This is a genomic window from Laspinema sp. D2d (assembly GCF_025370755.1).
GTDB lineage: Bacteria > Cyanobacteriota > Cyanobacteriia > Cyanobacteriales > Laspinemataceae > Laspinema.
In genome coordinates, this window is the sequence record NZ_JAMXFC010000013.1 from 114,774 (window position 1) to 136,541 (window position 21,768).

General features: G+C 47.3%; 19 protein-coding genes. 15 read left to right on the plus strand and 4 right to left on the minus strand.

What is annotated here, in order from left to right:
• The 3 genes from NG796_RS11290 (at position 1) to NG796_RS11300 (ending at position 3,792) form a co-directional block, all read left to right on the plus strand.
• Positions 1–432, plus strand: coding sequence for an archease (locus tag NG796_RS11290; RefSeq protein WP_261206733.1), 432 nt, complete (start codon positions 1–3; stop codon positions 430–432).
• 166 nt (positions 433–598) lie between these two features.
• Complete coding sequence (locus tag NG796_RS11295; RefSeq protein WP_261206734.1) at positions 599–1,165, plus strand: S-layer homology domain-containing protein; 567 nt, start codon at positions 599–601, stop codon at positions 1,163–1,165.
• Between the two features lie 254 nt (positions 1,166–1,419).
• Positions 1,420–3,792, plus strand: coding sequence for a tetratricopeptide repeat protein (locus tag NG796_RS11300; RefSeq protein WP_261206802.1), 2,373 nt, complete (start codon positions 1,420–1,422; stop codon positions 3,790–3,792).
• 150 nt (positions 3,793–3,942) lie between these two features.
• On the opposite strand, the gene cbiE is transcribed toward NG796_RS11300, so the two are convergent.
• The 3 genes from cbiE to NG796_RS11315 all read right to left on the minus strand — a co-directional run bounded on the left by cbiE (position 3,943) and on the right by NG796_RS11315 (position 6,810).
• Positions 3,943–5,232 (minus strand): precorrin-6y C5,15-methyltransferase (decarboxylating) subunit CbiE, encoded by a 1,290-nt coding sequence (gene cbiE, locus NG796_RS11305; RefSeq protein WP_261206735.1) that lies wholly within the window; start codon positions 5,230–5,232, stop codon positions 3,943–3,945.
• A gap of 132 nt (positions 5,233–5,364) precedes the next feature.
• The gene (locus tag NG796_RS11310; protein ID WP_261206737.1) at positions 5,365–5,979 is read right to left on the minus strand and encodes a cobalt-precorrin-8X methylmutase; all 615 of its coding nucleotides are present in this window, start codon (positions 5,977–5,979) and stop codon (positions 5,365–5,367) included.
• A 48-nt stretch (positions 5,980–6,027) separates the two neighbouring features.
• A complete protein-coding gene (locus tag NG796_RS11315) occupies positions 6,028–6,810 on the minus strand; it encodes a DUF1868 domain-containing protein (protein WP_261206739.1) in 783 nt (260 codons plus the stop codon).
• A gap of 193 nt (positions 6,811–7,003) precedes the next feature.
• On the opposite strand from NG796_RS11315, the gene holA reads away from it, so the two are divergent.
• From holA to NG796_RS11330, 3 genes are all read left to right on the plus strand, one after another.
• Complete coding sequence (gene holA, locus NG796_RS11320; RefSeq protein WP_261206741.1) at positions 7,004–8,002, plus strand: DNA polymerase III subunit delta; 999 nt, start codon at positions 7,004–7,006, stop codon at positions 8,000–8,002.
• Between the two features lie 141 nt (positions 8,003–8,143).
• Positions 8,144–8,599 carry a DUF4168 domain-containing protein gene (locus tag NG796_RS11325; protein ID WP_261206742.1) on the plus strand — a complete coding sequence of 152 codons (456 nt, stop codon included), beginning with the start codon at positions 8,144–8,146 and terminating at the stop codon, positions 8,597–8,599.
• A gap of 220 nt (positions 8,600–8,819) precedes the next feature.
• A complete protein-coding gene (locus NG796_RS11330; RefSeq protein ID WP_261206744.1) occupies positions 8,820–9,386 on the plus strand; it encodes a Uma2 family endonuclease in 567 nt (188 codons plus the stop codon).
• A gap of 80 nt (positions 9,387–9,466) precedes the next feature.
• Here the strand turns inward: NG796_RS11330 and NG796_RS11335 are convergent, their stop codons facing one another.
• Positions 9,467–10,093, minus strand: a complete 627-nt coding sequence (locus NG796_RS11335) for a hypothetical protein (RefSeq protein ID WP_261206746.1) — start codon at positions 10,091–10,093, stop codon at positions 9,467–9,469.
• A gap of 278 nt (positions 10,094–10,371) precedes the next feature.
• Here NG796_RS11335 and NG796_RS11340 point away from each other — a divergent pair, with 278 nt between their 5' ends.
• From NG796_RS11340 to NG796_RS11380, 9 genes are all read left to right on the plus strand, one after another.
• A complete protein-coding gene (locus NG796_RS11340) occupies positions 10,372–10,713 on the plus strand; it encodes a hypothetical protein (protein WP_261206748.1) in 342 nt (113 codons plus the stop codon).
• A 402-nt stretch (positions 10,714–11,115) separates the two neighbouring features.
• Positions 11,116–12,642 carry a photosystem II chlorophyll-binding protein CP47 gene (gene psbB / locus NG796_RS11345; RefSeq protein ID WP_261206749.1) on the plus strand — a complete coding sequence of 509 codons (1,527 nt, stop codon included), beginning with the start codon at positions 11,116–11,118 and terminating at the stop codon, positions 12,640–12,642.
• Between the two features lie 132 nt (positions 12,643–12,774).
• Complete coding sequence (locus NG796_RS11350; RefSeq protein ID WP_261206751.1) at positions 12,775–12,870, plus strand: photosystem II reaction center protein T; 96 nt, start codon at positions 12,775–12,777, stop codon at positions 12,868–12,870.
• 316 nt (positions 12,871–13,186) lie between these two features.
• Positions 13,187–13,780, plus strand: coding sequence for a transcriptional regulator NrdR (gene nrdR / locus NG796_RS11355; RefSeq protein ID WP_261206752.1), 594 nt, complete (start codon positions 13,187–13,189; stop codon positions 13,778–13,780).
• A 715-nt stretch (positions 13,781–14,495) separates the two neighbouring features.
• Entirely contained in the window at positions 14,496–15,602 is a 1,107-nt protein-coding gene (locus NG796_RS11360; protein WP_261206753.1) for a 30S ribosomal protein S1, read from the plus strand.
• Positions 15,603–15,973: 371 nt separating this feature from the next.
• The gene (locus NG796_RS11365) at positions 15,974–16,714 is read left to right on the plus strand and encodes an HAD family hydrolase (protein ID WP_261206755.1); all 741 of its coding nucleotides are present in this window, start codon (positions 15,974–15,976) and stop codon (positions 16,712–16,714) included.
• A 70-nt stretch (positions 16,715–16,784) separates the two neighbouring features.
• Positions 16,785–18,041: a methionine adenosyltransferase gene (gene metK / locus NG796_RS11370; RefSeq protein WP_261206756.1), complete on the plus strand. Its 1,257-nt coding sequence runs from the start codon at positions 16,785–16,787 to the stop codon at positions 18,039–18,041.
• A 425-nt stretch (positions 18,042–18,466) separates the two neighbouring features.
• Complete coding sequence (locus tag NG796_RS11375) at positions 18,467–20,338, plus strand: DUF3352 domain-containing protein (RefSeq protein WP_261206757.1); 1,872 nt, start codon at positions 18,467–18,469, stop codon at positions 20,336–20,338.
• Positions 20,339–20,990: 652 nt separating this feature from the next.
• On the plus strand, positions 20,991–21,707 hold the full coding sequence (locus NG796_RS11380) for an alpha/beta hydrolase (RefSeq protein ID WP_261206759.1): 717 nt from the start codon (positions 20,991–20,993) through the stop codon (positions 21,705–21,707).
• Positions 21,708–21,768: the final 61 nt, after the last annotated feature.

Sequence of the window (21,768 nt, forward strand, 5' to 3'; positions counted from 1 at the left end):
ATGCCTTATGAATTTTTAGAAGATGTGGCAACAGCAGATATTGCTTTTCTAGCCCAAGGGAAAGAGTTAGAAGAAGTGTTTATTGCCGCAGGAAATGCTACGCTGAATGCGATGATTTTTGAATTAGAAACCATTGTTTTGACCGAACAGCGTTACTTCACCTTAGAAAACGATGAATTGGATATGTTACTGTTTAATTATTTACAGGAATTCCTGTATTATAAAGACAGTGAACAGTTGTTATTACTCGGACAACAAGTGACGATCGCCCAGAACAATGGACTGTATCACCTAGAGGCGATCGCCAAAGGAGAAACCCTCGACCCCGATCGCCATGAACAGCGGGTTGATGTCAAAGCAGTCACCTTACATCAATTTAAACTTGAATCCACCCCAGAGGGATGGATAGCAAGGGTTATCCTGGATATTTAACAGCGGTTTGGAGGGACTAAAATGCTAGACTCCCTTTAATTTCAGCCCAATAAAATTCTCATTGTTCCCTGGATAGCCGGTAAAATATCCTGATTTTCCCCTCATCTTCTCGTAAGAATAGAAAGTCAAAAAAATAGCCTAACCTACAATATAACCAGGGACAATAATGCCTCAAACTCAATCGAACCAAACCCCGATAGAACGAGTGTTATCTATGGGTTGGATGTCTCATCCTACCGAGGATAAAACCCTTGATTCCACCGCGTCGGTTACTCGGTCAGAACTGGCCCAAGTTTTGGGAAAAGCCTTTAAATTAAGCCAACGCAGTACAGCGGAAAATCCCGAAATTTACGTTCAAGATATGACAGGCGATCGCCCAGATTATGCTGCCATTCAAATTGCCTTAAAAACTGGCACAATGACCGTGGATAGTCAAGGCCGATTCTTTCCCGATCGCCCGGTAACTCGCGCCGAAGGATTAGCAATTTTTGCCCAAGCTTATGGGGTATTTCAGCTATCTGAGGATGCCGTCACCGAACTGTTAAATGACCATCCCGATGCCCTAAATATTCCCAATTGGGCCAAACAAGCAATGGCAACCGCCTTACAAGAAGGGTTTGTTAATACCAATAGTAATCAAGCTATTCGTCCTTTAGAACCCATGACTCGGGCCGACCTGGCCTATGCCTTAATCCAATATTTGGAAAAGCAACAAAATCCGGCCTTTATTTAGGATTATCTCTAAACAATTCCCCGTATGTAAGGGGATTGAACTAGAGTTTCATGAGGTTGTTTTGACCTGAATCCTCCCCGTTTAGTAGTCTTCCTGAATTCATCTCCCTTAATCAATCCCAAGGGGTGTAGTTTTGACTGCACCCCTTTTCCATTGGGGCGACGCTCATGATATAATATCCCCGTCCTTTGAACTGTTTCCGTTGGTCATCACTGTATAGGGATAACCAGACAAGCGAAAAAAGTGGAACCGTGATGCATATTGAGGCGACTGCAACCAATCAACAAGCTGAACGCTATTATCAAGATGGAAAGTGGACCGAGGCAGTGGCCCTCTGCCATCAACTGATTCAAATTCAGCCCAATTTTTCTCCAATTTATAAAACTTTGGGGAATAGTTTACAAGCTCAAGGTAAACTAGATGCAGCAATGCGGGCTTACCATCGCGCATTAGTTCTTAATCCGGAATTTGCCGAAGTTCATGCCAATCAGGGGACAATTTTTTATCAAATCGGTGATTTAGAATCAGCGGTTTTCTGCTATCAAAAAGCTTTAAAACTTCAGCCAAATTGGGCTGGGGTTTATTGGAATTTAGGAAAAGTTTTTAAGGAACAAGGACGAGTCGATGAGGGAATAGAGTATCAGAAAACCGCTTTAAACCTCAATCCGAGTCAGTTTCCCCCGGACCTGCACAATCAAGTGGGATTAGAGTTAAGTAAACGGGCAACCATCGAAGAAACCACCGCATTTTATCAGCAGTTTACCGAGACTTACCCCGATTGGGGTCCCGCTTACTTGAATCTAGGGATATTTTTGGAATTACAGAAAAAAATAAAAGAGGCGATCTCCTGTTTTCAGAAAGCAGTAACCCTGCAACCTAATCTCGCTGCGGGTCACTTTAAATTGGGCTATTTGCTGCAACAAAAAAATGAAATTGAATCGGCGATCGCTAGTTTTCAAGCTACAATAGAACATCAACCTGATTGGATTGAAGCCTACAATAATTTAGGGTTAATTTTAAGAAAAATCAAGCGCGAAGCAGAAGCCATCGACTATTTTAAAAAAGCTATTGAAATTAACCCCAATTTTGCCGAAGGCTACCGCAACTTGGGAACCACCTTGCAGCAACAAGGCAAGCTAGAAGCCGCCGCTACTTGTTTGCGAGACTGTATTAAAATTCAGCCCAATTTTGCCCTCGCCCACGGCAATTTAGGCTACATTTTAGAACAACAAGGTAAACTCGATGAAGCCAAAACCTCTCTCCGTCATGCGATCGCCCTAGAACCCGATTTAGCAATGGCCTATGGCAATCTAGGGAATATTTTACACCGGGAAGGGGAACTAGAAGAGTCCATCTCTTGTTTCCAAAAGGCGATTAAATATGATGCAGATTTCATGATGCTTTACTTCCGAGGTCAACCCCATTTAGAAGCAATACCTCGGCAATCTTTGGTGGAACTTCCGGTGAACTCACCCAAAAAAATCTGTCGATTAACTCAACATTTAGCGACCCAATTTCAATTAAATAACCCGGCAGCGGACATCACTTATGTGGAAATAAGTCCGCGCATCTCTGTTCATTTAACCGCAGGGAAAACCCTAGCGGTGGAGGATAAAGCAGTTCCGACTTATTTCCCAGAAACCCAGGGATATTCCCCAGAAACCTATCTAGCAAGTATCCCTAATGGACGGGCTTGGGGTGATTTATATACCAGTGTGATTTGGTCTGAACACAATACTCTTTTAGCGGATCTTTCTACGGGAAATGTCCCTTTTTTATTCGCCTTAGATAAGTTGCCTCCCGTTCATAAAATTGAAGGAACCGTCGCCTTTCTTTCAACCCTTGGAGGGGATACCTATTATCATTGGTGGGTAGATATTATTCCGCGACTTGAACTCTTGCGCCGGAGTGGCATCGATTGGGATAAAATTGATAAATTTGTGATTAATAATGTTAGCCATCGCTTCCAACAAGACCTGATTCATACCTTAAATATCCCCCCAGAAAAATTGATAACCAGCCTGGACTATCCCCACATTCAGGCAACTCAGTTATGGGTTCCTTCGGTTACCAGTAGTACGGAAAAATGGTTTGGGCCGTTTATTGAAGGTCCACCCAAATGGGTTTGCAACTTTCTCCAAGAAAGATTTACCTCCCTCGCCGATTCCCCGGATTCTGACACCCCAGAAAAAATCTACATTAGCCGTCGCAAAGCCAAAGTCCGTCGAGTTATTAATGAAGATGAAATTAGCGCCTTGTTAGAACCCTTGGGGTTTACAACTGTCATTTTAGAAGCCCTTTCTATCCGGGAGCAAATTGCTTTAATGACTCGCGCTAAAACGATTATAGCTCCACATGGGGCAGGATTAACGAATACCCTATTCTGTCAACCCGGGACTCAACTTCTGGAGATTTTTTCTCCTCGGTATGTTCCCAATTGTTATTGGATTATTAGTAATCAAGTAGGGTTAGACTATTATTATATGATTGGAGACAATCAGGAAAATTACTATACTAAATATCCTCATTTGCGCCCTAAGCCGGTAAATTGCCCCCCTCGGGCTGAAGATATTTATGTTAACTTAAATTCTCTAGTTCCGGTAATGGAGTTAGCAGGCATGGTTTAGGGTCAAGCTTTGCAGTTCGGTTCAAAAATTACCAGGAATTTCCCAAACTCAGTCACCCCCCGGTATTAGCAAAATGTCAATAATTTGTGCTGAATATTAAAGAAAGTTGCAAAAACCCAGTTTTTTCAACCCTTGAATTGAACTGAATTGCTACAATTCCGGCTTATTAATCGTGAGAATCGTCACGGGATTTAAGGGTGAAAAGCGGGTGAGATGCGCAATGGGAACGGAACGGGATAAATTCGCCTGCAAGATGCGATAATCCCACTGGCGTTCATTTACCCAATTTAATGCCTCATTCAAATGTTCTAGGGTAGCTAAGGCGATCGCCATTGTTCCCCCCTTGGCTAATTGTCCCCCACAAAACCCCAGAATCGTCCGCAATTGTCCTCCTGTTCCCCCAATAAAAATCCGCTGGGGAACCGGAAGTCTATCTAAAATATCTGGGGCGCTACCATGAATTGAAATCACATTTCGCACCTGGAGACGTTGACAATTTTGCTCAATTAAGGAAATTCCCGCGCCGGTTTTTTCAATGGCATAAATTTGAGATTGGGGAAATAATCGCCCCATTTCAATGGAAACTGAACCTGTTCCCGCCCCAATATCCCAGACAATTTGACCGGGTTGCAGTCCCAACTCCCCGAGAATAAGAATTCTCATTTCTCGCTTTGTCATCAAACCGGGCCGATCGCTAAAGGTTAAAAAGGTACTATCGGGTAATCCAAAGCTGGGTAAACTATCAATATCTAATCTTTCATTATTACCACATTGTCGGACCAAAACCACCACATTTAAGGAGGAAAAGGTTTGAGATTCTAAGGCAATAATATCATGGGTTTGTTGCACGGGAAACACCTGAATGCGCTCATCGGAACCGCCGAGGTTTTCACAAACCCAAAAGTCATAACGGCTGGGTAAATCCAATGACAGCAGCAGACGCGCAATTGTACTCGGGCTATTTTTACCATCGGTGAGAATGGCAACTTTGGAGGCATTTTCCCGCAATACAGTTAATAATTCATCTAAGGTTCGTCCATGTGCACTGACAATTCGCGCATCTTGCCAGGGGACTTTAATGCGACTAAAGGCTAATTGAATACAGCTTAAATGAGGATGAAAATCAAGCTGGTCCGCAGGCAGTTCGGCTAATAGTAACCGTCCTAATCCAAAAAATAATGGATCTCCACTGGTGAGAACCACAACATTTCGCCCTGGGGGACTGTCTAATGAACCGGAATTCCAACGAATTAACTGACGGCAGAGGGTTTTAAACGTTAGACCAATATCTTCGATAACCAGGCGTTCGGCTGGATGCAGGGGAAAATAACTCAAGTGGCGATCGCTTCCCACGAGAAGATTCGCCGATTCGATAATTTGGCGCACGGGTTCCGTGAGTCCCGCTACCCCATCCAACCCAATTCCTATGACATGAATCATCCGTTTATTTTCGTTGCGATCGCCACTGAGTTTATACCATTAAACTTCAAAATATTGCGGTTTTTTTAAAAAGGAAGCGAGCTAGATGCTCGCCAGGGGTATAATAATCCAAAATATCGGGATTTTACGCGTTTAATTTTCTAGCTGCCAAGCCAACAGAATTAACGCATTAACGATCGCTGCCGTAGCCGGAGAACCTCCTTTACGACCCTGGATGATAATCTGGGGGACATTCTGCTGTGCCAGTACCGCCTTAGATTCCACCACGGAAACAAACCCCACAGGCGCGCCAATCACGAGGGCCGGTTGAATTGGGGACTGGGGGAGGACCTCGCACAGGGCTAACAAAGCCGTAGGCGCATTCCCGATCGCATAAATCGCTTCAGGAAATTCCGCAAAGCATTGCAACAGACCCATTTCCGTGCGGGTTTTGCCCTCAGTCGCCACCGGGACCCGTTCTACCGCAGAGTGTAAGGGATTGGCAAAAGTTTTGGCAAGCAACCCGCTGATTCCCTGTTTCACCATGCTGACATCCGTCACCACGGGAACCCCTCGACGCAAGGCAGCGATCGCCCCTTCAATCGCCCCTGGACTAAATGTCATCAAGTTTTTAAATTCAAAATCAGCGGTACTATGAATCACCCGCCGAACAATTTCATACTCAGCGGGAGTAAAAGAATGTTCGCCAATCTCAGCATCAATCACGGCAAAACTCTGTTGCAGTATCGGATGAATCAGTGAAGTCATTGATTCTTTGTCATGGGTTCTTCTGGCTTAATTCTCTTACTCCCCTAGTCAAAATTGAAACACCGGCCAATCTGCTTCGCGATAGTAGCGCGTCATATCGTCAAACTTGCGAATTTCGGCTTTTTGAATCAGAATTTCTTGGGGACTATCCAGCCATTTATCATTAAAGTCCGCTAAGACACTGCTGAGATGTTCCCGGTCCAAACTGGAGGGAATCTCCCCAAAATAGCCCAAGGTAATATGGCCGGTAAAATGATACTGCTGTTCGATTCCTAACCCCATTAACTGTTGATTTTGATAAATCGATCTCCGCAATTGGACGATTTGCTCGTATGAAGGTTCATTTTTCGGCGCTAAACAGATCCCGATCGCCCGAGTCCGCAACATCACCCCGAGGGCCTGCCAGCGAATCGAGGGACCTCCAGCCAGAGACTGGGATTGCTGGAAACTTTGGCCGATCGCCGATCGCAGTTGCTCATCATAGTTCGGATTTTCCGCCGATGCATCTCGGTAGCTGCCGTCCCAAATTAAATCCGCTAGAGTGACATGAAAGCTATCCGCAGGGACCGGCACCATTAAACCCGGTGTCAGCATCTCCATGAGTTGTTGCTGACAACTCTCGATATTTTTATAAAACTCTTGATTTTCAACATCTTCTCTCATCGGTGGAGTAATCACCGTGTACCCTGGAAAAGATACCGGCTTTCTGGCCCCACCCTCAGTCCCCTGAAATTTAGGAGAAGTCTGAATATGCTGGAGTCCCGACTGATAGGCGTCTTTTAGGGTCATCCGCGCCACTCGATTCAAATAGGTTTGTAAAGTATCGTCCAATTCTTATTGCCTCTCTTGTCTGTATCTATAAAGGGTTTCGCGCTAGTCTTAGGTGCGGTGAGAATGACTCCATTCTGAGCGTTTCGCCCTGAACGGGGATCAGTGGTATGACCATTGCCAATCTCTTTTATCTTAAAGGAAGGGTTAACCCTCCTGTGTTTTTGACCCGGGGATCTTATCCATAGTCTTCTATATGACAATTTACCTCTATTGGGGATCAGATGACTTTGCTATGACAAAAGCAATCAACGCTTTGCGCGATCGCACCCTGGATCCCGCTTGGGCCACCTTTAACGCCGACAAAATTTCCCCAGAACAGTCCGATGCCGTGATTCAGGGCCTCAATCAATCCGTCACCCCACCCTTTGGCAGTGGGGGGCGCTTTGTGTGGTTGGTGGATACCAACGTTTGTCAGCAGGCATCCGCCGAAGTTTTAGCGGAAATGGAACGCACCCTACCCGTGATCCCCGAAACCAACGTCCTGCTACTGACAACCCCGAACAAACCTGATGGCAGGCTCAAAACTACCAAACTATTACAAAAATACGCCACAGTCGAGGAATTTTCGCCCTTACCCCCCTGGAAGCATGATGAAATCGTCTCATCGGTCCGTAAAGTCGCCCAAGAAGTCGGTGTCAAACTCACCCCGGATGCCGTGGACCTGTTGGCCGAATCCGTTGGCAATGATACGCGATCGCTGTATAATGCCCTGGAAAAGTTGCACCTGTATTCCCTGAGTGCCGGACCGCAACCCCTGAGCGCTGCCACCGTGGATCAACTCGTCACCGCAACGACTCAAAACAGCTTACAGCTTGCCAGTGCCATTCGCCAAGGAGACGTAGGAACCGCATTAGAATTAGTCGCCGATTTGATCAACCGCAACGAACCCGCCCTAAAAATTTCCGCCACCCTCACCGGGCAGTTTAGAACCTGGTTCTGGGTTAAACTCATGATAGAAAGTGGGGAGCGCGACGAAAAGGCGATCGCTGCTGCTGCCGAAATCGGCAATTTTAAACGAATCTACTTCTTAAAAAAAGAAGTCAGCGCGTTCTCCCTGGGCCAATTAGAACAAATCTTAGCCTTGCTTCTCGAACTAGAAGTCAGCCTCAAAAGAGGGACAGAAGAACTCTCTACCCTCCAAACCAAAACCATAGAACTATGTCAACTCTGTCGCCCAACTTCCAGGCGGTAACCTTTCGGTAAAGCCTTAAATCAGAAATCAAAAATTATCAAATAAAAAATTTTTTCTTGTTAAATGGGCTTAAAAATTAACTGAAAAAAAGCTTTTTCCTTAGTAAATTCATCCCCTATCGATATTATGATGATGTTCAAAATGTCCCGTTTTCAGGTTCAAGGAATCCAAGGGAAACTCCTCTGCGCTGGCGCACTTTCCGTCTTAGGAATCCTCACAGGTTCCGTTCCCCATCTCTCCCTAAACTCTACCCACTGGATTGGGACCTATTCTGCCTCTGCTCAAACCATTACCCCCGAAGAAATGGGGAACTACGCCCGATCCATCCTGGCGATCGAACAACAGCGATCGCAAGCCTACGAAGAAGTTGAAACTATCCTCCGTTACGTTCCTGCCATTGATTGCCGAAATACGGATGCAGTCAACCAACTCGATCGCGAAGTCAAGGCGATCGTCGTCAACTATTGCGAAGGCTCAAAAAACTTAGTCACCAGTAACGGATTAACCATCCAACGCTTTAACGAAATCACCGAACTCGTTAAAACCAATCCCCAATCCGAACAACAACTCCGAGAAGCCCTCAGTCGCCTCCAATAATCATCAATACTTGTTCCCTAGGGAAATTCAGAAAAATCAAAGTTCTTAGTAACAACTTCAGTCGTTTCCCTAGGGAAGTTCATGAAAATCAAAGTTCGTAGTAACAACTTCAATCGTTATCTCCCTCCCCCATTCCACAAATCTATAACCCAACCTCCCCTCCTCATCAGCTTTTCAAAAATCCAAACCCCCATTTAAGAGATTATTATCCAGAAAAATTATGACCGTTTCCACTGAAAAAAAACACTGGACCGATGAAGAATTTATCGCCTTATCCCGAGATGGAAATCAGTACGAGTTAGTAAATGGAAAAGTCATAGACATGGGAAATTCCGGGATGGAACATGGCTATATCGCCTGCATTTTAGTAGCCGCTTTAATCACCGTAGTCAAACCCAATAAACTGGGGGCAATTTGTGATTCAAGTACAGCCTTTACCCTAAAAAATGGGAATAAACGTGCCCCAGATATTTCGTTTGTTTCCAAAAACCGATTGCAAGGGTTAACCCGACCCCCCCGAGGATTTTTTCAAGGCTCGCCGGATTTAGCCGTTGAAATTTTATCTCCCAGCAATACTGTGGAAGAAATTCATAGTAAAATCGTAGAATATTTCGAGAATGAAACTCAGTTAGTCTGGGTGATTCATCCCGATGAAAAGTTTGTCTTAGTTTATCATACCCCCGAACCTGATGGTTTTTTGCGTTCAGGCGATCGGCTCGATGGAGAAGACATTATCCCAGGTTTTTCCCTAGCCGTCTCCGAGCTATTTGAAACCTGGGATTGGTAAGCTGGTAAAAAAAAGCGCTATTTGGAAAAGGTGCTATTTGGAAAAGGCCAAATGATGATCCCTAATTCTCCCCCAATTTCCTAATGCATGGGAAACGAACCCAGGATATTATCTACAAAGGTTCCTTGACTATTTTCGCCATCGGATACGCCATCGTCATCCATGTCCACAAAAATGGCACCGGCAGAAAAGACACATTGAATGTCAACTTGTTGCTCAGTTTCAGAGACTAATAGATATAAATCTCCCCCCAGGAAACCACATTGGAGTTCATGGTTTCGCATTTCCTCGGGATAAGTTTCTTTTAAAGTATTGACCTGTTCCTCGCAGAGGCGATCGCTACATCCCCAAGAACTACCAAAGCTGCCTTCTTCTCCAGGAACTGGAAACAGACCCAAAGAAACGCCTTCTCGATACCCCCCATTATTATCTCTTTCTCCGTTCCAGCAAGCCAAGCTCACTCGGCGACTGTCATTCTGTTCCCAAATATTCATGCCGATGAATTGATTCTCGCTACATTGGGATTTCGCTTCGGCGATCGCCTCGGGGAAACCCGCTTCTAATTCATTCAGCAGTTCCACACAGTCAAACTCCGCACAATTTCCCATAATGGCAGTAGGTTCTCCCGTGGCACGCCCGGGTAATCCGACAGCAGCGGCGATCGCAATGGCAAGAATCAACAAGGAGCTTGGTGTTTTGAGAATCATAGAGGTTGACCAGAACAGGGAATTATTGAGAGTTTAGCGCAGCCTGCGTCTAAAAGTGAGGCGATCGCTACGGTCTTTCATCACCCAGGATCAACAAAAAAACACCTATTTGTTCAACCCCATTTTGCACCAACCCAGATCTACAAGAACCGGAAATCTGAGCATGAGACGATGTAGATTGAGCCAAACCCGGAGTTCATGAGTGGAAAATTCAAAGCCTGGGTATTTTTGCGATATCTTAAAACAGCAGATTCTTCGTCTGATGGCAAGGGGAGTGCGTGAAATATTTTTTTCTAACAGAAGGCTGGACCGTGGGTCGCGTTTGGGGAGTGGAAGGACTGTGGAATGCAGTCGCCTGGAGACGCGAACCTGAAATCGAGAAAATAAATTTTTGCATTTTGGAGAATAATGACGAAAAATTATGGCTCTATCGGGTGGAAGACTCCGTAATCATGGTGGAAGTTAAACCAATTTCCCCCTCATCCAGTGGAGCCTCCACAATTGGGCAAGTCGTGCTGCGGCGTCTGATGAGTGCCGATCAAGTCATTGATCGCTTATCCGCCGCCGAAGCCAACTGCCAGATTAATCGGCCCAATTTTGCGAATCTGGGTGCAACCTAAACCCCCAACTCCCAAGGTCCGTACCTGAAGGAGTCACCTCGGCTGAGGGACCGATTCTCTGGGGATTTGTCTGATTAAAGGCTTTAACCAGTCGCTCTAGGGAAGTACAACCCTGAGAGACTGGGGAATCCGGATACAGCCAGTTCTCAGAAATCAGCATCCGCCACCCGAAGAGCGCGATCGCTTTTCTTTACATCAATAACCAAAACTCTTGCATTCGATTCCATCAATAGTTACACTTCTTTAAATACTGTCTCATTTTTGAGATGCGATAGTCATCGCGCAGCCACTGTCAAGCCCCCAGCTTTAAGGCTTGGTCCCCAGTGAAAACGCTTTGACTTTATAAAAGGCTCAAAGATAGCGTCCAAATAGATAACTCAAACTGAGGAGGAAGCGTAGTCAATGGGACTACCCTGGTATCGAGTACACACAGTCGTTTTGAACGATCCGGGTCGGTTGATTGCTGTTCACCTGATGCACACGGCTCTGGTGGCAGGTTGGGCCGGTTCAATGGCCCTTTATGAACTGGCGATTTTTGATCCGAGCGATCCCGTCCTGAACCCCATGTGGCGTCAGGGAATGTTCGTTATGCCCTTCATGGCTCGCCTGGGCGTAACTGATTCTTGGAGAGGCTGGAGCATTACCGGCGAAAGCGCAGCGGACGTCGGCTTCTGGTCATTTGAAGGCGTTGCTACCGCCCATATTGTCCTATCCGGATTGCTGTTCCTAGCAGCTTGCTGGCACTGGGTTTATTGGGATTTGGAACTGTTCACCGATCCGCGCACTGGCGAACCCGCCCTGGACTTACCAAAAATGTTTGGTATCCACTTATTCTTGTCGGGTCTGCTCTGCTTCGGATTTGGAGCATTTCACCTTACCGGGTTATTTGGACCAGGGATGTGGATTTCTGACCCTTATGGCTTAACGGGACATATCCAGCCCGTTGCGCCAGAGTGGGGACCCGATGGCTTTAACCCGTTTAATCCGGGTGGTATCGTGGCTCACCACATTGCAGCAGGTATTGTCGGCATTATTGCTGGCATTTTCCACTTATCGGTGCGTCCGCCTGAGCGCTTGTACCGAGCACTGCGCATGGGGAACATTGAAACCGTACTCTCTAGCAGTATCGCTGCCGTCTTTTTCGCAGCTTTCGTGGTCGCCGGTACCATGTGGTACGGTTCCGCCACCACTCCGATCGAACTGTTTGGTCCAACCCGCTATCAGTGGGATAGCAATTACTTCCAGCAGGAAATTGATCGGCGTGTGCAAACTTCCCTGGCTCAAGGGGATACCCTAGAAGGAGCCTGGGCTCAGATTCCTGAGAAACTGGCGTTCTATGATTACGTCGGTAACAACCCCGCCAAAGGCGGTCTGTTCCGCGTAGGACCCATGAACAATGGGGATGGACTCGCCCAAGGTTGGTTGGGTCATCCCGTGTTTAAAGATGGTGAAGGTCGCGTACTTTCGGTGCGTCGTCTTCCTAACTTCTTTGAAACCTTCCCAGTGGTCTTGACTGATGCTGATGGCATCGTGCGTGCGGATATTCCCTTCCGTCGTGCTGAATCAAAATACAGCTTTGAGCAAACCGGCGTAACGGTGAGCTTCTACGGTGGTGAACTCAACGGGAAAACCGTTAGTGAACCCACTCTGGTTAAGCAGTATGCTCGGAAAGCTCAGTTAGGCGAACCGTTTGCGTTCGATCGCGAAACCCTCAACTCTGATGGGGTGTTCCGCACCAGCACTCGCGGTTGGTTTACTTATGGTCATGCCTGCTTTGCTTTGCTGTTCTTCTTTGGTCATATCTGGCACGGATCTCGGACAATTTTCCGCGATGTGTTTGCCGGGATCGACCCAGATCTCGAAGAGCAAGTCGAGTTTGGTCTGTTCCAAAAAGTCGGGGACGTTTCCACCCGCAAACAAGAAGTTTAGAGGGGTTTACCTCTAACGCTCCTATCAGGTCTAACAAATGGACTGGTCTTAAAAGACAAGTCCATTTTGTTAGACCTTTTTTCTATTGCTTGGTAGACTGGTGTTACCCTTGATGATCAGGAATTTATCATTATGCAGAGTGTCGCTTACATCTTAATTCTGACTTTAGCCGTTGGTGTGCTGTTCTTTGCGATCGCCTTCCGTGAACCGCCTCGCATTGGCAAGTAACAATCCGGGGGTAATTTCTGAGTTAATTAATTCCTCTAGCTGACTCATTCCATTGGGAAAAGAAGGCCAAGAAGGCGAGGCGGTCATTGCGATCGCATTAAACCTTAAAAGAATAGGATATAAATAGACTCAGATTTTTCCCCCAGTCTTGGATCCCCATCCTCAAGCCAGCCTTAAGCTGTGCTTTAAACCGAGTTTAGGCAGGAAGATTTAAGCGCGGGAACTCCAATGATCAAAACAGACCTTGGGTTTGAATAATTGCCCGATTTCTTTCTGCCTTCCCCTCGGAGTTCCTCTCGCTCACAGGACAAAAATCATGCGATGTCCATTTTGCCAGCATACTGATAGTCGGGTGCTTGAATCTCGCTCCGCTGAAGCCGGTCAAAGCGTCCGGCGTCGCCGGGAGTGTCTCCTGTGCAACCGTCGCTTTACCACTTATGAACGGATTGAATATGTCCCGATCACGGTGATTAAACGAGATGGCTCCCGCGAATCCTTTGATCGCTCTAAGTTATTACGCGGAATTGTTCGCGCTTGTGAAAAAACTGGGGTTGAGGCTGGACAAATTGAAAATTTAGTCGATGAAATCGAAGCTCAATTGCAGCAACAGCGATCTCGACGAGAAGTTACGAGCAATGATATCGGAGAACTGGTCCTTTCTCAATTGCAAGTGGTTAGTGAAGTAGCCTATATCCGCTTTGCCTCGGTTTATCGACAATTCCAAGGGATTCGTGATTTTGTGGAAACTTTAAAGGACCTGCAAAATCAAAACGATCGCCAAGGGTGTGACCTCTCCCCTACCCCGGAAGAAGACAATTCCCCTCGAAAATCTGCTGATGAGCAAGGGCAGTTAACTATCAATGATGCGCCCCAGGATTCTCCCCCGGTCTCTTCTCTAGCTCAAGCCTAACGTAAAATTAGGACTGGGTTATGACGGCAATCAAGGGTCCAAAGTTACTCGTTACCCGTTACCCTCTGCTTAAAATAAATTCTCTTCAACGACAGCGATCGCCCTTGAGCAGGAATGGATCTGTCCCGGGTTCACCAATGACAAGGGATTCCAATCGAGGGTCTTAACGAGAGATTGTACAAAAATTGTTTGAAAAATTTCCAAAGCTCGGTGTTCAAAAAGGAGCATTCAAGCTATAATAGTTTTTCTAGGCTTAAAATTTTCCAAAGGAAAGCGTCTAAAATAGTACGGAAGCGTCTTTTTGACGTCATCTGAATGCGCTTGCAAGCTAAGCCGGAAGTTGAATCGAACCAGCCTTCAAAAATAACGGCTGCATCTTTGACAGGAAACTGCTCGAAGTCTATTCTCTCCCCTTTGCCTGTGAGCGGGGAAGCTGAACCAAGGGAGCAGTCTAAACCCCTAATTTGTGGAACAGACCCGCTCCCTCCTAGTGTTCTCGCCCCACACTAAACTCTAACTTTTTTGTTTAACCTTGGACGCCCAACCGAGGCGACCAAGGGAAAAGGAGTGTGATGGTGCACTTAGGTCCAGGTTAGCCTAGACTCAAAGTTGCTCAAGATTTGTAGCTGTTTTACGGCTGCAAACTCAACATCGACAACATCTTTTCAAAAAATACACGACTACGAACGGAGAACAGTTCCAGGAATCAAATCGCATGGTCAATCAGAACACAGTCGCCAAAGATGTAGGCTTTACTCACGAGGATTTTGCAGCTCTTCTCGATAAATATGACTATCACTTTAGCCCCGGCGATGTCGTCGCCGGTACAGTATTCAGTCTAGAGCCGAGGGGCGCTCTGATTGACATTGGTGCAAAAACAGCCGCATATATCCCCATTCAGGAAATGTCGATCAACCGGGTTGACGCTCCTGATGAAGTCTTGCAATCCAACGAAACTCGCGAGTTCTTTATCCTAACCGATGAGAACGAGGATGGACAGCTGACCTTAAGCATCCGCCGCATTGAATATATGCGGGCTTGGGAACGAGTTCGCCAGTTGCAAACTGAAGACGCCACCGTGCGTTCTCAGGTGTTTGCAACCAATCGCGGGGGAGCACTGGTTCGCATTGAAGGCTTGCGCGGCTTCATTCCAGGGTCCCATATTAGCACCCGCAAACCCAAAGAAGAACTGGTCGGAGAAGAACTCCCCCTCAAATTCTTAGAAGTAGACGAAGACCGCAATCGTCTGGTTCTATCTCATCGTCGCGCGTTGGTTGAGCGCAAGATGAACCGCTTGGAAGTCGGCGAAGTCGTCATCGGTACAGTTCGTGGCATCAAACCCTACGGTGCCTTTATCGATATCGGTGGAGTCAGCGGTTTGCTGCACATTTCGGAAATTTCCCACGATCACATCGATACACCCCACAGTGTGTTTAATGTCAATGACGAGCTGAAGGTAATGATCATTGACTTGGATGCAGAACGGGGTCGGATCTCCCTGTCTACCAAGCAACTCGAACCGGAACCCGGGGATATGGTGAAGAACCGGCAGTCCGTCTTCGATCGCGCTGAAGAAATGGCTCAAAAATTCCGCGAACAAATGCGAGCCAAGCAGCAAGGACAACCAGAGCAGCCCGCAGTTTCCTTGAGTTCCGTGGAAGTGCCTCCTGCTGTAGAAGATGCCATTGAAGTGCCTCCTGCTGTAGAAGACGCCATTGAAGTGCCTCCTGCTGTAGAAGACGCCATTGAAGTGCCTCCTGCTGTAGAAGCAGAGGAAACTTCAGTTGCTCAAGAGGAAGTCTCTGCTGTCGCCGAAGACTAGATCTTACCGACTCGGGCGATCGCCAGATCTTCAATCGGTGAGACTGGGTTCGGGGAGTAATGGATTAGACTTCTAACTGGATTCAGAAGCAATCCCCCCGTCCCTAATTCACCGAACCTTGCTCCCTCATCACCGCTCCCTCCTTTGTCATCCTTCGGAACAAGAATTACCCTTGAGTTGCCCCGATGGACACAATCTATCTAGGGGGGAGTTTTGAACTGAGGTCAGGGATCCAGTCAGTCCAGTTCATACCTGACGATCTCAAAGCAGCGCACCCTCTTTCTTTCCTCCCTTCAAGGAAATGATAATGATCCGCGCTGGCGGCTTCGCAATCGCCCTTTAATCCTTACCGTTACAGGAGACTAAAGACATTGACCACCATTCAGTGTCGAGATATCAAATTTGAGCATATTGAGGCAGTCATCTTTGATAAAGATGGAACCTTAGAAGACTCAGAAGATTTTTTAAGACTCTTGGGACATAAGCGATCGCGCATCATTGACGCTCGGGTTCCTGGCACCGCAGACCCCCTTCTCATGGCCTTTGGCCTCACCGATAACACCCTCGACCCCACCGGCTTACTCGCCGTCGGTAGCCGAGGCGAAAACGAAATTGCTGCTGCCGCTTACATTGCCGAAACCGGACGTGGTTGGCTCGATTCCCTAGAAATTGCTCGGGCCGCATTTGATGAAGCCGATGAATTCTTCAAGAAAAATGCCACCCCTTCCCCCTTATTTGTCGGATCCCTAGAGGCGATCGTCAATCTTTCCCAGGCCGGACTCAAACTTGGCATTCTCTCCGCAGCCAGTACCGAACGAGTCCAAGCTTTTGCGCAACATTATCAGCTCGACACCTATCTTCAACTGCAAATGGGCGTGGATTCGGGGCCAAGTAAACCTGACCCCGCTCTTTTTTTACAAGCTTGCCAGTCCCTCGGTGTCGAACCGGGGGTCACCCTGATGGTGGGGGACTCCCCTGCTGATTTTCAGATGGCAAAACGTGCTGGTGCTGCCGGTTGTATCGGGATTAGCTGGCGTCCGGCGTCTTCTGATCGCCTCGCTGGTGCGGATGTAGCGATCGCCTCTTTAGACGAAATCCTCATTCAATCTTGAAACTTCCTGTTGCCAGCCTCAGACTAAGATAGTTTAACGATCGTTATCCAGATCCCAGGAGGACTTAACGTTGACTCGTCGCTACTTATTTACCTCAGAGTCCGTCACCGAAGGACACCCCGATAAAATCTGCGACCAGATTTCTGACACCATTCTCGACGCCTTGCTGACCCAGGACCCCAAAAGTCGGGTCGCCGCAGAAGTTGTCGTTAACACCGGCTTAGTTCTGATCACCGGGGAAATCACCTCCCAAGCCCAAGTAAACTTTGTGGAAGTCGCCCGCAAAAAGATTGCGGAAATTGGCTATACTGATGCCGAAAATGGCTTCTCGGCCAATAGTTGCTCGGTTCTGGTGGCCCTGGATGAACAATCCGCTGATATCGCTCAAGGGGTTGACCAAGCCCAAGAAACTCGGGAACAGATCAGTGAAGAAGAACTTGATGCGATCGGTGCCGGTGACCAAGGGTTAATGTTTGGCTTTGCCTGCAATGAAACCCCCGAACTGATGCCGATGCCGATTTCCCTGGCGCATCGGATGTCTCGCCGACTGGCAATAGTCCGCAAAAATGGCGAACTGCCCTATCTGCGTCCCGATGGCAAAACCCAAGTCACGGTGATTTACGAAAATGGGGTTCCCGTTGGTATTGATACCATTTTGATTTCCACTCAGCACACTCCAGGGATTGGAGACATTACTGATAACCTGGCTGTGCAAGCCAAAATCAAAGAAGATGTCTGGAAATGGGTGGTGCAACCTTGTTTTGCAGACCTTCAAGTGCAACCCGACGAGAACACCCGCTTTTTGGTGAATCCCACAGGTAAATTCGTCATTGGCGGACCCCAAGGGGATTCGGGCTTAACCGGACGCAAAATTATCGTAGATACTTATGGCGGATATTCCCGTCATGGCGGCGGTGCATTTTCTGGGAAGGACCCCACAAAGGTAGACCGCAGTGCGGCCTATGCTTGCCGGTATGTGGCAAAAAATATTGTAGCGGCTGGTTTGGCCGAGAAGTGCGAAGTCCAAATTAGTTATGCGATCGGGGTCGCCCGCCCGGTGAGTCTGACGATTGAAACCTTTGGCACAGGTAAGGTGGACGAAGATAAGTTGCTAGAAGTGGTTCAGAAGAATTTTGAACTCCGTCCGGCAGGGATTATCCAAACTTTTAACTTACAGCGTCTGCCTGGGGAACGAGGCGGTCGTTTTTACCAGGATGTCGCTGCTTATGGTCACCTGGGCCGCACGGACCTTGACTTACCTTGGGAAGCCACGGATAAGGTGCAATTGCTCAAAGATGCGTTGCTCCCGGCTGTGGCGGCGGTGTGAGACTGCACTTAGAGGCGCTGTTCACTCCAAAAATGTGAGATAGCCTCGGTCCTGTTGTGAGAAACCCGGTTTGAAAAAGCCGGGTTTCTTCTAAATTAAGGGCGGCTCACACAATGAGCAGCGTAAAAATTATAGGGGTGTGGGGGTTGCTTTTTTTGACGTGATACAATATTATATTTATAATCCGAATGGTGAGCTTAATAATATTTTTGCCAAGCCTCCCATTATAAAATAAATTTTAACAGAGTCAATCCCCCTTGTCTAGTCCTTAACCCCTTTTTTTGGGTGACCTAAGAAGCGGAGGGATTCCCGACTCAAAAAAGGGACTCCTCACTGCTTTTCTCCTCTAGGGGCAGATCTGAAATTGCGAAACTCTCTTCAATACGGTACGCTTGCTGTGGATCGCAAAAGGGAGAAATGGCTCAGTGCTTAAGCGCGTCACCTTACCAGTGCTTTCTGTTTTAGTTCTGACAACGGGTTCAGTGCTGCAAGCACAACCTGTACCGGAGGGGGTTGCACCAACCTCCCCTCCGCCAGTCACGACAGTGTTACCGGGAGATATCAGCGGGGTGTTGCTGATTGATACCCGTGCGAATGCCTGGAATGGATTAAATCGATTTATTGACCTCCCGCCTGGGTTTTCTGGGCCGGGATTTTTGCCCTATATTCCGGCAGAGGTGAATTTTGCCCGGGATATCCAGCCCTGGTTGGGAGACTGGACGGCGATCGCCTTAATGCCCGGTGCAGAAGGGAACGGGCAGGCTTCTCTCCAAGAAAATGCGGTGATGGTGGCTCCCATTGAGGACCCGAACCGGATTCCTAATTTTGTGGCCCAATTGAGTGCGATTCAGGGACAGCCTCGGGAACGTCAGTTTCAGGGGGTGACCCTGTTAGAATGGCCGGGGCCAACTATGGCGAGGAAACAACAGAAGTCTCCTGAGTCCCGAGAAAGCGGCCCGATCGCCTTAAATCCCCTCTCAGCTTTCCACACTAGCAAATGGCTCAAAGGGTTGCCGGTATTGGCGCAGACGCGGCCAATTTTGCCGGATTCTACCCCGAGAACCCCAGCCGAAACCGTCCCGAACCCTCCTGGAGTCCCCGCCCCAGAAGTCCAGGGAACAGCGGGTTTGGCGATCGCGATTGTTCCCGGATATGTGGTGGCGGCCCAGAGTAGCGCCCCTTTGGAACGGTGGATTGCAACAAAAGACATGAGCAATAGTTTAGCCAGCGACCCCCAGTTTCAACGGACCTTAGCGCATCCGCAATCGGGCCGATCGCTGGTGATGGGGTATGGCAAATTTCCCCAATTGGCCCAACTTTCCAGCGCTTCTCCCTTGTTAAACCGTTTGGTTCCCCTACCCGCTTCCGGAGATCTCAATCGGGCAGGAGGTGAGGTGACGACGCCCTACAGTGCGATCGATTTGATGGTGTGGATGGAACCCCAAGGGATCCGCGCTCAGTCTCGGGGGTTTTACAAAACTCCACCCCCTCAGACCCTAGTATCACCGACTCCGCAACCAATGGCGGCAAGACTTCCGGCATCGACCTACTTCACCTGTGGCGGCAGTCTGAATTTGTGGCAGGCGATCGGCCCGATTTTGGGTCAAACCCTCCTCACTTTGCCCGGATTGGAGCAAATCCCAGAGTTAACTCAATCTACCCTGGGTTTAGATCTGACACAAGATATCCTCCCCTGGATGGATGGCGAAATTACCGCTTTTGTTTTTCCAACCAATCGAGGATTTTTCCCTACAGTAGATGAAACGATGAAATTGGGAATGGGGTCGATGATTGAAACGAGCGATCGCCCGAGTGCGGAACGTCTATTAACACAACTTGATGAACGGATTGCCAGTCAGATGTCTGGGGCGCTGACTATTACTCGTCATCAAATTAATGAAAACTCAGTCACCAGTTGGGAGGTTATGAACCCAAATGGGAGGACAGAAAGTGTATTGGCTCATGGATGGATTTCTGAGAATACGGTGATGATAACCACGGGACTAGAACCGTTTCAAGAACTCTATCCGCAACCTTATCAGAGTCTCACCAATGCGTTTAATTTCCAAGCGGCTTTAGAACCATTACCTCAAGCGAACCTCGGCTCTTGTTATCTGAATATGGGGTCTTTGTTGGCTTGGGTGAATACATTTGTTCCCCCGGAAATTAATGCATCACCGGAAGGTCAAATCGTTCTAAATAGTTTGGGTAAAATTCGGAGTATAAGTGGAACAGGTATTTCTCAAAACACTCATGTTCAATGGGATTTATTTATGCTTTTATCTCCCCGTTCCTAGCCGGATAGGGGATGAGTGGGAAGGGTAAAGTCGGAGAAGTAAGGAGAAAAGATTTAATTTCCTAGGGTGCGATCGCAATTCTCTGCCGTAGAATCTCAATCCCCTAGTTCACCCAGGAACCGGCTTTTTAACTTTTGAGGGAAAAATCCGAATAGCCCAATGAAAGGAAGGAATTTCTGATGAGGGATAATTCAGAAAAAAGTGCAGGCCGATAGTCCAGTATCCCTAAAGCTGCGCGGGGAATGGGCAAGGACTGGCTATTTTAGGTTCCCCATTGTTATCACGGGATTCAGATAAACTCTAAAATCAGGGGAGTAAATTCGCCTGAAAAAATAGCCGGAATCAGCGGACACAGGCTCAAGGGTTGATTGGAAAAAATCTGGATGGGTTTATTGTTAAGAAAAGAATATAATTTTTGATAAATAACTATCCCTAATACAAATATTTTATCAGTTTAAAAATATCTAACTTTAGAATGAGTAAAAAATGCGGGAGAAAATGTAGTAACATAAGAGTGACCTGTTTTCACAGAGATTGTCGATTTTCTGGAATCTTTCCAGGAACAAAAAACTGGTAGAGAAAATCCTCTAACATCAATATAGTCAACGTTGTAAAACAGACAAGTCTGAAGTGTTGTATCAGGAGTACGTGGATGAACATAACCTCTGGGTTCGATATTAATCAAAGATTCTCCTTCGTGGTTAAACAGTTTCATGGGATCTGGAAAAGAGCTTTATCCCTAGGGCTGGCACTGGTTTTAGCAGTCACGGCGGCGGTTACCATCAATTGTGATAGCGCAATGGCTGTAGATAGAATCATTCTAATGTACGGCGATTCCCGTGAGACCATCTCGATCGGTGACTTACGCCGGTTTGTGAGCGAAGGTACAGAACCCGCAGAATTTCGCACCCGGTTGGGTATCATCGAGCGCGATATTGAAGCCTTACGGTTTGCCTTGGGTCAAGAAATTCCCGTTTCCCAGGAATTTTTGAGACGAATTCTCAACAGCACCATTGGTCAATTTATCCTCACTCGTCTTGAACCTGTTCTGGGTATTGCAGTTGAAGAAAATGTTACTCAAGTCGTTGATGCTTTCGTCTCTGCAGCAGCCAACGATAGTTTTACCCTCCTGGAATTGCTAGAAAATTATCCTGAACAACAGTTGAGCGTCAGTGGTCCTCTGTTAGAAGAAGGCTATGACCGAATTAGTTTCTTAGCGACGGATGTTTTGGCGATCGCCCAAGTAGTCCAAACCTATTTATCTGATGTCGTTTGTGAAGAGGGATTGTTTGGATCGGACTTTGATACCAAACCCGTCCCCCAACTTTTCACCGGCTCTAAGGCGAATAACTTAGGGTGGTCTAAATAAACTCAACTCAATCTATAGAGGCAGCGTTACTGCCTCTATTTCATGCTTCATGAGCCGATAA